This window comes from uncultured Bacteroides sp. (genome assembly GCF_910585845.1).
GTDB lineage: Bacteria > Bacteroidota > Bacteroidia > Bacteroidales > Bacteroidaceae > Bacteroides.
In genome coordinates this window covers 1-13,017 of the sequence record NZ_CAJUHF010000069.1, presented here as the reverse complement: position 1 = coordinate 13,017, position 13,017 = coordinate 1, and the positions used below count along the sequence as shown (strand labels likewise).

Below are 13,017 nucleotides of genomic sequence, written 5' to 3'. Positions count from 1 at the left end.
CACCGTCCGATTGGACAGATAAAATATTCACTAATTTAATTCAACCAACAGGTTGGTGTTATTAGTTACTGTGTAAGATTCCGTTTCCGTTGCATTACCTCTATATACGGTTATAGAAGAATTGTTGCTAAGATTAGAGAAGTAGAGGATGGCATCGTTGAGCGAACGGTATGCCGTCTCCCACGAGTGTCCGTCGTGGTCGGGGTTATTGCAGGTGAAGTTGATGTAGAGCGCCAGGGTGTTGCCTTCCTCTAATTGGGGTACGATAGGTGCCTTGTCTACATGGAATGCGCCTACGGCAGGTTTCTGTGCGAATAGTCCGCCCCCCAAGTCGATTTCAGGTGCCAGCACAACTTCAACGGGCATCATGGCGAGCGACATTCCGCTTGCCCAAAGGTTAGAACCTTTGATCGGTTGCCAATAGTAGTCGATTGCTCTGTTCCAATCGGTTACAACTGTTCCCGCATTGTCTTTGTATCTTATTGTTTTCCAGGTGCCTTGTACACCGATGGTACTGGCCAGCTTTTCGTCGCTGTCCATGGCACTGCCATCGATAGTGCTGAAGCGCGGTCCCATGACGCTGTTGGAGTGGGAGTCACCTTGGCTGGCGTTATTGTCCACCAACTTCAGTGTCTGTACCTGAAGGATATCGTTCCACAGGGCATTGTTGTCGCCGGAGATGGCGTTATAATAGAAGTTTACCTTGCCATTAGAGGGGTTGAGGGCATAGAAGGGGACGTTGACGGCGGTTGATTCGTTTGCGCCGATCCGGTTGTTCCAGATGACGGAGTTCACAACCATGCCATATTCGTTGAGGTAAAGTCCTCCAGTCTGTGAAGCACTCTTTTCTGCTGCATCAGTTGCCATGGGGCAGTAGTTATTGGTTACGGTGGACTGCAGTATGACACCGCCCCGGTTGCAATAGACGGCACCGTTGGCACGTCCGGTGTTGTTGGATATGACGCAGGTGGAGAGGATCAGGTATTCCGGATGGTCGATGCCGTCGCGATCCTTCAGGTCGGTGTTGTCCAGATAGGCGGCAGCACCGTTGAGTGCCGAGTTGTTGACAAGCATGCAACGGTGCACCAGTCCGTAGTTCTCGATATAGACGGCGCCTCCGTTGGCGGTGGCGTTATTGTTGTAGAACAGTGAATTTTCTACTGTGCCGTTCTTCAACCAAAGTCCTCCTCCGTTGGCGGTGGCATAGTTCTCGGTGATGATACATCGGGTGAGGTTGGTGTTGCTTCCCTCCATGTAGACACCGGCGCCACAACCGGTTTTGAGGGTCGCTGTGCCTGCTACGCCCGTGGCATGTCCGCCCCGGATGGTGACACCATCGAGTGTGGTGTTATGGATGAAGGCGGGGGCATTGTCACCCCACGGCGCGAACCACACCACATGGACAGAGTTGCTGGAAAGTGTCCATGCATGTTGGTGATAGTTGAGGCTCTCCTCGCTATAGTCGGCAGCTTCCAGTATGGTAACGTTCGCGTAGTCCCAGAGCATGCCGCTGCCACCCTCGCGCATCTTTCTTTCGCTCTTGGCAATCTCCGTACCGGCAAAGCCGCCGTACACACTGATGCCGTCCCGCATGCGGAACATGACCGAGGTCAGTACATCGGGGCTGAGTGCCGTATAAGGGATATAGGTACCTGTAGCTACCCATACTTCACCCGGCAACTCCAACGGGTTGTTGTCTGCCAGGTAGTCTATCATCTTCTGCAGGTCACCCGAAGCGTTGTCCCAACTGGTGCCGGAACCGTCGCCCGTGCTTTGAGGCTTGACGTAGCGGATACGTTCGGGGAGGATGGGCTGGAACTCGTAGGCTCCGATGTCGATGATGCCCTGTTTGCGAGTGTGTCCGCTCAGGTCTGTTAGTCCAAAAACATTGTTGTTGTAGGCATTATCGTTACCGCTGTCCACTAAGCGGGTGGTTTCTGTCGGGTCCCATGTCCATACGGGATAAAGCTCGTTGAGGACATCGAAATCGCGGTCGAACCCTATCTTCAATGAGGGGGAGGCGAAGTGCGGTCCACCCTCTTCGTTGTTGCGGTCTGCCAGACTGATATTGCCGTTTGTATTATCTGCATCGTTCTGCAAAGCAGAGCTATGGAAGGCGGGTTTCGAGTTGGTGCTGTAGGGGCTGGTATTTCCCCATACTACGGTGTTCCACACATACTTGCCCGCACCGTCCACTGCCGGTCCGGTGTTTCGGGTAATGGTGGTGTTGATTACCTGGTTGTCATTGTCGCCCAGCCATACGCCTCCGTTCTCGTTGTTGAACACGACGCTGTTGACCACTTTGCCCTTTCCCGCCAACCAGATGGCTCCACCTTGGTTATTGACATCCACACGTTCGCCTGCGGCATTGTTGAAGAATCCGCAGCGGTTTACGATATTCTCCGTATGAGTGGCATGGGGGGATACGTAGAGTCCGCCTCCTTGGGTGGCGTAGTTACCGATAAAGAAACACTGCTCTATGCGGAAGGCAGGGGTGCTGATGGAGGGGGTGGCGCTGCACGTCACGTAGATGCCGCCTCCTTTGTCGGGGTCGGAGATGGTGGTGCCCGTCGGTAGTGTGCCGGTAGCATGCCCGCGAATGATGGTGATGCCGTTGACTACGGTGGGCAGGGAGTTGCTGTTGTTGCTGGGGGCGGGGTTAAGATCGAGCGTCAATACGTGGATGGCGTTGTCGTCACGCTTGGTGTTTCCCGGAAAGATCATGTATTGCACATCGGGAGAGTCGTTGCGTTTGATATCACCGGTGAGTACGGTACGGTAGCTCATGCGGTAAGCTTTGCCGTCCGTCTGTCGTTGGTCGAGTTCCGTCTCGTCCCCCTTGAAACCGCCATAGAGCTTGACGCCGGACTTCAGGGTGAATCCTGCTTGGGAAGGAGTGACGTAGGGAGATTCTCTGTCCGGAGTGGGGTAACCCTTGACCCAGATTTCATCGCCTGCTTCGGCTTTCAGGAGTGCGTCTGTCAATGGGATAGGAGTGGTCCAGGAGAGACCGTCGTTACTGGAAACAGGTAGATTTTCGGTCTCTACTTTGGGATTGGTTACGTAGTAGCGTTTGCTACTTTGCGCCAAGCTGGCGAGAGGCATCAAGGCGAAAGCGGTCAGCAGATAGGCTATATATAATTTCTGTCTCATAAATCTACATCTATATCTATGTTTCTGTCTACATTATCTATATCTATGTCTACATTGAAAGTATTGATTCCTTCAATTATATCTATATCGGTCTGACAAATGGTCAACATCTCTTTGTCATTATTCGATTGCTGTGGGGGCTCGGTTCAATCTCCGTTGAATGACGACATGTTGATGTCTGTCTGTGTTCCGTTAAGCCCCTTGATGGTGGTGTTGATTTTATACCAAGTGGCTTGGCGGAGCATATTTTGGAAGTTGAACGTGTATTCTTTATTAGTAATCTCTACGTTGGGGAGGATGTCTGTCTTCGTACCGGATAGGTGGAACGTCACTTTGGGCTTGGATACTCCGTCGGGGAAGACGTAGTGATAAACCCGTCCGTTGCGTTGGCTGATGGGTGTCTGGTTGAAGAATGTCTTGCTGCCGTTCAAGGTGGGGGCATTCGTTGCTGCCAGTTCGGGAAAGAGGCGTCCGCTGCCTGTATCTGTACTGCTACCTGCATCTGTGGTACTTTTGCCGTCGCCTACAAAGGTGAAATCTTTCACTTTCACATCCTTGTAGGTAGGATAAGCGTCGGCGGCATCCCACTGAATGTCTATCTTGGTGGCAAGGCGCGTCAGACGCATGGTGGGGATCGTGGTCTGCAGTCCGCCCGGCATCTTGATTTCGAAGATGCGGCTGCCGGTATCTGTGTTTTTATAGTAGCCGGTCGCTACGCTCAGGAAGCGGGCAAGGTTCTTCCCGCCGCTTTCGTCGGCATAGTTATTGGAGATAGGAATGGTACTGAATGATTCAGTGGTTTGGCTACTTCCTGCCTGACGTTTCTCAATCTCGTTGGCGGGATTGTTTGGGTCATCGCTGTGGTAGGTGACACCGTAAATATGTACTGTGCCGGGATAGGCTCCGATGCTGAATCTCTTTGTGACGGAAGTGGCATCTGCGGTGGTAGGGTACACATCGGGCAGGGCATCGAATTCTTCTTGGGAAATTGTCTTTACGATGCGTTGGTTTCCATCTTCTATGGTGCCGTCTGCATTCACATACTCTAACATGATAGCTATGCAGTTCCAGTCTATGCCTTCACCGGTGGAGACACCGGGATCGCCGATGCGTGTGTCTGCGCTTCCTTGCGGCACGGCGATGTAGAGCTGCACGGTGTTGGGATACTCGGGCTCTATCGGTTCCGGTTCGTGCGTGCTGTTGCACGCAGTGGCCAGCAGGGAGAGGGTTCCCGTCAGTAGTATGTAAAAGGTCTTTTTCCACATCATAGTCTGGGTCGTCATTCTTTTCATCGGTTATATTTCTACGTTATGATCACCGCCCGGTTTCCAGTCGAGCACTACGCTTACACCTACTTCCGGTGCATCGGTCACGATTTGTCCGTTGTCGCCTATGCGGGCTTTGATAATTTTGAGCGTACCCGCCTTGAGGGGTTCGTGTACATGCAGGATGCTTTCGGTGTACTTGCCGTCCTCTTTCACGTAGACGTTCATCTGCCAAAGCCCTGGCTTCTCGTCTCCTTCTCCCCTTGTCAATAAAAGATTTTCTCCTTTCCGTTCTTCATTTTCCATTTTCCCCTTTCCATTTTCCCCTTCCTCATTAACGAGGAACCTCGTTAATGAGGACACGCTTGGGAATCCGGTGGTATAACATGTTGTATAATTGCCTTCGTCGAAGCGGCGGGTACGTGTTACGCAGCTGCGTTGGTGGTTATAGGTGCTGTCGTTGATGTTGAATTCGCAGGCGAGGCCTTTGACGTAAGCAAAGAGTTCTTCGGGAGCATGTCCGTTGTGGTCGAGGACGAGCGCGGCGGAACAGTTCTGCATGTAGAGGGTGACGTCGAATGTCTGGCTGCGGTCTTCCATCTTTATCCGTTTGCGTGCGGTGAAGATGCCGATGTTGTGGCTGTCGATGGTGTCGGCAGCTTGCTGCATTAACTTAAGCGTAGCCTCATTGTCGCGTCCTTCCATGCTGACTAACGGCTCAAAGGTGGTGTTGGCTACAGCGAGATGGCGGTAGTTGGCCACGGGCAGGTAGATGGTGAAGGAAGATTCGGAGGCGTTTGGGAAGTGTGCTTCTTGGTGAGCCAACTGCTGTTCAGCGTAGAACGAGAGGTTGATATCGGCGGCACGGTCGGTGAAGATGTTGCTCAATGCCTCTTCCAACCGTCGGGCTACGTCCTGCTCATGAGCAAGGTTTAGCTCGGTAGTGATACTGGTGTGCAGGCTGGCTTGTAGGCGCAGGGTATAGTTGATGCCATGATCCGCTCCGCATCCCGACAGGTCTTCGTCGATGCACGAGGTCATCAGGGCGGCGGCAAGCAGCGGTATCATTCGGTATGCTGTCCGCAATGCAGTTTGTATCGTTCGATATGTTCTCTTCATGTAGATACTTTAAATTTCTTGTGTGAACGGTAGCCCGATCAAAGGCTACCGCCCTATGTGTGGTTACTGATGACGGTGTGTTCACCACGGGTTAATCTGAGTAATCTTTGGTGAAATTCTATTCTGATGCACTGCCATCGTAGAAGAATGCTCTTCGATTAGTCGATGGTCACATCTTGACTTAGACCTTCTTGCCATTCAAGATCAACACTCAGACCTAATTCGAGCTTCGGAGTACGAAGGTCGGGGACGCAGTTGTAAGCGTTCTTCAAACTGCTGATGGTTACAGTAGCAGTAGTGAAGTGGTCTTTCTCGAAGACAGAAGTATGCTTGTTTTCTCCAACTTCCGTGTCAGGCTCCAACTTGCCTATCAAATAGAATGTGGCACCTGCATGAACAATACCATCTACACCTTCAAATTGCTTATCGCTATTGTTCGTTAATTCAAGAGCAAAATATACCACTTCATTACCAGATGCCAACACAAGAGTTTTATTTAGTATTGTATTATTGTCGGCAGTTCCAATCTTTGTGCTTTCTGCAATAGCCTTATCAAAGATGGTAAATTCGTCACTACCTTTTTTAGGTGAGAAGTTCCAATCAACATTTTTTTGTCCACCAATCAGTACACCTGTAAATGGGAAACCGTCACCAATAGTTATATTATCATTCTGTGCATCCTTCACCGTTGCACTTGCAAACTTAGCTTTTACATCAAAGCGGCCGACTGCATAGTTGATTGGATTTACTAATGCGACAGATTGTGTGGTGTTTGTTATTTTGTTGCCATTAGCATATAGCCCAAGAATAGTATTACTTTCAGTATTATCATTTACAGTACCCCAGTTTTTACTAGGATATTGTCCGGCCAGCGTTGTATTAGATGTTTTAATAGAAGTATTGGCCATATAGAAAAGGGAAGACGGATAAGTATAAGCATTCAGACCAGCTACGTTAAGAGAATTATCGTTATCCTCAGCTTGATCAGCTACAGTACTTGCGTAGCTAAATTCGTAATCATTGTCGCTTTTGGCCCCCCACTGAACTCGAACAGAGCCGCAAGGTAGTCCTTTGTCTGTAGGATATTCCTTATAAGTAATAACAGAAGAATTGTCTTCATTATAGGTTAAAGTAACAGGAGAATCCGTTTCACTGCTTGGCTTAAAGTATTCTTTAATCTTTTTTATAAGAGCTGATTTGATTTTTCCATCATTGCTACTATCCTCAAAAGTAAGCTCATTCACTTGATTGTACAAATCCTGTACAGTCAACCGAATACTATTGGCAGAACCGGCCTTCAAAGCTGTAAATCGAATATACAGATTCTTCAAATTACCATTTTCTGCATCCTCCCATTTTATTTTAGTCGTCTCTTCTTCGGTAGAAACATTAGCAATTGCAGTCAACATCCCTGCAAGTGCTTTTTGCGCATTATCAATTTCACTATTATTGCCATCTTCAACAATCGGTTGTAAACTGAACTCAATCGCATTTAACTTCAAATTCTCTTCTATCTTATCACTGAAATTCGGGGTAGTGTTCAGTTGACCGTTTACAACAGGAGTTACAGGAATTGTGGGCAACGCTTCACCATAGAACAAGAACGCATCTGTGCCCAAAGGTATACCTACGTCACTATATACTTTGTAGTTTGCATCAGATTGAAGTTCACCTGTTTCTATATTGGCCAAGATAATTGTTCTTCCATTAACTAAACGATTCTCATTATTGCTTTCGGGTACACCTATGACATCTGTACCGCCCACGTTAAAAGGCATCAAACGAATATTCTGCATTCCGCGGAATACAACAAAATCTTGTCCTTGCACAATATCATCACTCATACGAGTATTTCCCTTGCCCGCATAAGGAATATTAATAGCAAACTGGGTCTTTACGACCTCTCCATTGCCGATGTTCACATCGCCAGCAGGATCATTATCGGATGAACATGCCGTAAATCCAACGGCACCGGTGAGCATCATCGCACTCAACAGTGCATACTGGTTTAATTTCTTCATAAAAGTTTTGTTTTGAAAGTTATTATTCTGTTAATAGTACACACATATTATTTAGTTTAAGTTTCGCATATCTCTGATATGCTGTCAATAAACAGGTTAACAAGGCTACGAGGGGAAGCGATTCGGATTTCTACTTTCATCTTATTCACAAAGCAGGCAAATAAGATAAAATTGTCCCCTTGTTCCCTGAAAGCAAGTTCAAGAACTTGCGAAACTTGAGCTACCTTATCATCTTTGTATCTCTCTATCCGTAGCTTCCCGTATCGCCTCTATCTGCCGGAGATTGTCTGCCGCCTGCGGATTGCCATCGGCTGCCGCCTTGCGGAAACATTCTTCTGCCAACTGTGCCTGTCCTGTACGGTAGTAGGCCACGCCTAAAGCATTTTGCGCACGGCGGTCTTCCTTCACGGTGAGTAACTTCCGTAATGCCTCTTCGTCGCGCCCTTCGCGAAGCAATGCCGAAGCTTCGTTGATGATGCCTGCGGCAGTGTCGGGCACGTAGTCGTAATAGATACGCAAATAACCGGAGTTACGCTGGTCGCTGAGTACGTTCTCTTTCAGGTAACTGTATGGTCGTCCGTTGTCGAGCCTCTTGATAAGAGCCTCGCGCCGATCGGGCTCGCTTTCGGTGTCGATGATGTGTAACAACTTGTCGCGTCCCTCAAAGTCGCTGTCTGCTATCTGGTCGCGCAGTTCAGCCCATGCCTCACCGCCATAGGCGCACTCGTAGAGAGAGTCGGGCGTCGGTACACGTTGCTGTATGTAACTCTTCAATGCTTCGGCACGCTCTGTAGAGAGGCGGTTGTTGCGCCGCTGAGGACCTTCTACGGAGGCAAGTCCCACAATCTGTATGATTTTCACCGACGAAGTGGAATCTTCCATCACGGCACGTGTCAACTCCACGATGCGGTCCAGCGTGGAAGCGTTGTTACGGAAACTGTGGTCAAGCAAGGAACGGTCAAGCGGGAAGTGGACGTAGAGCGTCCCTTCTTCCTTACGCAGGATGCGTGTTTTGTCGTAAGGGCGGTATTCCGAGATGTGGTGCAGGACGGGATTGTCCGTCTTTAGTTCGCCCGCTTTGCCAGTATCTTCTGCCACGTCAGCCATGCGCGGCACGAAAGGCGGCACATAGCAGAAACTGCCCAACGACAGAGATGGCATCTCCTCCACCTGGCAGCAACCTTCGCGCTCGCGCTGTACGTCGAGGCGGACAGGACCCTGCCAAAGCCAAGGAACGTCGGTACGGCTGATGAGCTGTTCGCAGTGGAGCGTATCGCCTGAAGCGGGTTCGCGGGTGACGGCGGGTTGTTCGGTGCCGTAGAGCCTTCCGCGCTCCACGTAACGTCGGTTTGCCTTGCTGCGGAATACGGCACCAGGCAGGGAGAGCGAGTGTCCTTGGCCGTCGGTCAGCACCGGTGTAGCGCAGATGGCGTAGTTGCGTTCCGCGTTGCCGGTCAGGCTGTAGGCTATCTTTACCTGTGTGCTGTCTATCCACTCCGTCCGGACGTTGTCGGCGGCAGCGGGCAGGCACATCCATGTCAGCAGGGCTATGAGGGGGATAATATAGGTCTTTGTCATCATAAGCATTCCGTTTTTTTATATGGATTTCATCGTCCTTCTTACAGGTATTGATGAGTGTTTTTCTTTATTGTTTTTCATTTCGGTTCTTTATGCTATTCGAGGTATATGCTATTCGATGTAATAGACCACCGATACGGCAAGCTTGGTAGGTGCGAGGTACCATCGTTTGTCCTTGCCTACCTGCGTGCCGCATTTCTCGCAGAGGTACTTCCGATAGGAGGTGAAAGCAGCTCCCAGTCCGAGTGCCGCCTCTATGCTCCATCGTTTGCCCAACATCCAACTATAGCCATAGAACAGTCCCGCACCTGCCAGATCGCCTTGGAAGCGATGGTCGGAGAGCTCGGGTAGCATTCCGAAGGGCAGGTCGATGTTTCCGGCATTATAATGTGAATAGAACATATTTGCTCCAACGAAATGCCCAGCAAAGGTTGAGCATAACCAGTAGCGTGCCTCTGGTTGTACCAGCAGGTGGCGCAATTTGCTGTTGTCCGAGAAGGTGAAAGGATTATACCCGGCGTTGAACCCCAACGTCCATCGTGGAGAGATCCGTGTTTCCACTCCGATATTCGGTGTAGAGGTAGCCCAATAAAGCACATTAGTCTTGAGCGCGACGTGCTGGGCGGACAAGTCAGGTGCATAGACGGCTAATAACAGAACAGCGATAGTACGGAATAATAGCAGTCTATGAACTCTGCTGTTGCAGACTTTATAGACTTTAAACATTGTTTTTTTGTTTTTTAGAAAACAAATTTATAATATTTATGAGATACGCCAAGAAGAATGCCTGTTTTTTAGGAATTATTTAATGATATTTAAAGTAATAATACATTAATTGAATCCGAACGGGTTTACTTTACTACTTTGACCTTTTAGGAGCGGGAGCTGATACATGGCATAATATGAAAATTATGAAATCAGGAAAAGCATATCTAAAGATGAACGTTCGGGTATCTAAAGATAAACGTTCAAGTATCTAAAGATAAACGTTCAAGTATCTAAAGATAAATCCCCAAGTATCTAAAGATACTTTTTTGAATACCTTTATTGCGGCTATTAATAGGTGAAATTGATTTGAAAAACTACATTTACTCTGTATTTTGAACAAATTATTGCCTTTTATGAAACAAATGTGGCACTTGGGATCTATTTTTTTATCGTACATTTACAATGTAGGTTATGTAATGTACGAAATTGCTGTTTGCATAAGGATAATAGTGATCGGCAATGAAGTACTTTTCAGTAGGTATAATAGATAAGAGGGTGTAGCGGAATTTGCATACACCCTCCTTTTTTGTCTTATGCAGTTCTGTCTGTGTAGAAGTCCGGCAACATGAAAGTGGTTCGGACTTCCAAGGTCAGAAGTTGAACTGTTGTGTCTTCACGTATATCCTGAAGTCTTTGATGCTGCCCGGCACTTCGCTTTCCATCCGCGGCAAGCACTGGAAGCCGGTCAATGTATGGATGGCTCCCAAGTCGATGACGATAGCGTGCGGATAAGAACTTCCCTCTACAGTACTCCAATAGGTGGACTCCTGCAGGTCGAATGTCTTGTCGGCAGAGCGGTTCACGTGCGACACGTCTTCGCTGTCGGCATAGCTCACGGTCCAAGGCTCGCGCGACAGACGGTCGCCGTTCTTGTCCAAGATATACATTTCGGCAATACAAGCAAGGGGTTTTCCGTCTTGTGAGTTTAACGCTTCTATGCATACGTAACGTCCGGTAGCGGGCTTGTCGAATCTGACTTCCTGCCAACCGTTGCCTGGTTTGAAACTTCCACTGAAGGCAGGGCGTTCGGAGGAGAGCTCCAAACGTTCGCCTTCTCGGCGATGAGTCAAAGGTTTTTGTACCTGAAGTTGGTCAAGAAGAGGTTCACGCAGTCCTTCCGACCGGGCTTCCTTGGGACCTACGATGTCGAAGACCACGATTTCGTTCTCACCCTTCTTTAGCCAGCACCCCGGTACGTAGAGCGTCTGCTGAGGACCGATTTCCCAGATGCGCCCTATGGCGTAACCGTTCACGTAGACCAGCCCTTTGCCCCAACTCTCGAAGTTCAGGAAGGTGTCGCTGGGTTTCTTTACCTGGAACTTTGTCCGGTAGGCACCCGGAATACGTTGCCCGAACCGGTCGGTCAGCGACTGTATAGGGCGGAACTTCATGTTTTGGTAGAACTCGTAGGTATCTTCGAGGTTGTAGACCTCCCAATTCTTTAGGTCGCAGGTGAAAGGATAACCGTCGATGTCTACCGATATTTCCACATTGCGCGTGATACCTTTGAAGTCCTTTATGGCACGTCCGAAGTTGATGCGTCCCATGGCTTCTACAAGGATGTCCATCCGTGCACCTTTAGGGCAGGCGGGCAATGCCAGTTGTTTTTCCCCGTTCCTACGGTCGAGCTTGCCGATGTATCGTCCGTCGATGAATACCTGTGCAAAGTCATGCGCATCGTTCACGGTGAGTGTGGCGCCATTCTTCAACTCAGGCAGGGAGGTGCGGTATAAGATACTTCCGAAGCCTTGGTCATACTCCTCCATTGTGCGGATGTTTTCATCCTTCCGGGCGGCAGGCAAGTTGTCGAACAGCGGTGCCATCTCTGTGAACCGGAATGCAGGGATGCTGATGGGTTTGATTAAAGCGGGCACTTTGGCTTGCTTCTCTCCGTCCATGTATCGGGAGAGGGTCTCTCTCAGTTTCCAATACTTGGGAGTGGTCTGACCGGACTCGCTGATGGGGGCGTCATAGTCGTAAGAGGTCACGTCGGGGGCGAAGCCCGGAGAGTTGGCACCAGCCCAGTGCCCCCAGTTTGTTCCACCGTGAGTCATGTAGAGGCTGAAGGAAATGCCTCTCGACAGCATGTCGTCGATACCTTTTATCATGTCGTCGGCAGGGCGGGTTTCGTGGTTGGCTCCCCACTTATCGAACCAGCCGCTCCAGAACTCTGAACACATCAGCGGACTGTCGGGACGAAGCTCTTTCAGCTTGGCGAATTGCTGGTCGATGTTGGCTCCCGTACCGAAGTTCATGGTCCAGATCAGGTCGTCCAGCCCGTTCAGGGTGAAGTTGGAAGACCAGTCGCACTGGAAGAGGGTGATGTCGTCGCCGAAGTGCGTGCGCACGATGTCGCGGATTTGAGATACATACCCTTTGTTGGCGCCGTAAGAGCCGTATTCATTCTCCACTTGCACCATGATGATGGGACCGCCGTTGGCGATGGTCAGGCTTTTCACTTGCTTGGCCACTTCCGCTTCGAAGAGGGCGACGCGTTCGATGAAGTAGGGATCCGGTTCGCGCAGGCGGATGTCTTTCTTCTTAAGCAGCCACCAGGGCAGTCCGCCCATTTCCCACTCGGCACATACGTACGGCCCGGGACGAAGGATGACGTACATACCATTCTGCTGGCAGAGGCGGCAAAACGCAGCCAAATCATTCTGTTCGCTGAAGTTGTAGACACCGGGTTGCGGTTCGTGCGAATTCCAGAATACGTAGAGGCAGATCGTATTCATGCCCAGTGCCTTGCAGAGCTTGATGCGCTGGTCCCAATAGGGTTTTGGGATGCGGGGATAATGCAGTTCGGCAGCTTTCACTACAAACGGTTTGCCGTTCAGCAGGAACGTGCCCTTGCCGGCTTCAAACGTGCCGACGGGATTGCTTTTATCGGAATTCCGCACTTCGTCCGTTGCGATGGCATCTCCGGTCGTTACCGGTTTTTGTGCTTGTGCGGCGGTGCCCAACAGGCAGGCAATTGTCAATACTGTACTTAAAAAAAAGTTTCTCATGGTTTCTATGTCTTTTATAGTTCTTCTTGAGATGGACTCTGTTGTAAATCTGTTACAAAGATACAACAAAGAAACGAAAGTGAGCGCGAAACGGGGAAAGAATGT

At 49.7% G+C, this 13,017-nt stretch carries 7 protein-coding genes; all 7 read right to left on the bottom strand.

Annotation, left to right across the window (positions count from 1 at the left end):
- Positions 1-30 precede the first annotated feature (30 nt).
- The 7 genes from QZ323_RS13505 to QZ323_RS13475 all read right to left on the bottom strand — a co-directional run bounded on the left by QZ323_RS13505 (position 31) and on the right by QZ323_RS13475 (position 12,912).
- Complete coding sequence (locus QZ323_RS13505; RefSeq protein WP_294635230.1) at positions 31-3,153, bottom strand: hypothetical protein; 3,123 nt, start codon at positions 3,151-3,153, stop codon at positions 31-33.
- 146 nt (positions 3,154-3,299) lie between these two features.
- The gene (locus tag QZ323_RS13500) at positions 3,300-4,445 is read right to left on the bottom strand and encodes a hypothetical protein (RefSeq protein ID WP_294635229.1); all 1,146 of its coding nucleotides are present in this window, start codon (positions 4,443-4,445) and stop codon (positions 3,300-3,302) included.
- Positions 4,446-4,448: 3 nt separating this feature from the next.
- On the bottom strand, positions 4,449-5,537 hold the full coding sequence (locus QZ323_RS13495; protein WP_294635228.1) for a hypothetical protein: 1,089 nt from the start codon (positions 5,535-5,537) through the stop codon (positions 4,449-4,451).
- 158 nt (positions 5,538-5,695) lie between these two features.
- Positions 5,696-7,558 carry a hypothetical protein gene (locus tag QZ323_RS13490; RefSeq protein WP_294635227.1) on the bottom strand — a complete coding sequence of 621 codons (1,863 nt, stop codon included), beginning with the start codon at positions 7,556-7,558 and terminating at the stop codon, positions 5,696-5,698.
- Between the two features lie 228 nt (positions 7,559-7,786).
- The gene (locus QZ323_RS13485; protein ID WP_294635226.1) at positions 7,787-9,139 is read right to left on the bottom strand and encodes a hypothetical protein; all 1,353 of its coding nucleotides are present in this window, start codon (positions 9,137-9,139) and stop codon (positions 7,787-7,789) included.
- A 108-nt stretch (positions 9,140-9,247) separates the two neighbouring features.
- Positions 9,248-9,862: a DUF3575 domain-containing protein gene (locus QZ323_RS13480; protein WP_294635225.1), complete on the bottom strand. Its 615-nt coding sequence runs from the start codon at positions 9,860-9,862 to the stop codon at positions 9,248-9,250.
- A 632-nt stretch (positions 9,863-10,494) separates the two neighbouring features.
- Complete coding sequence (locus QZ323_RS13475; protein WP_294635224.1) at positions 10,495-12,912, bottom strand: beta-galactosidase; 2,418 nt, start codon at positions 12,910-12,912, stop codon at positions 10,495-10,497.
- Positions 12,913-13,017 lie beyond the last annotated feature (105 nt).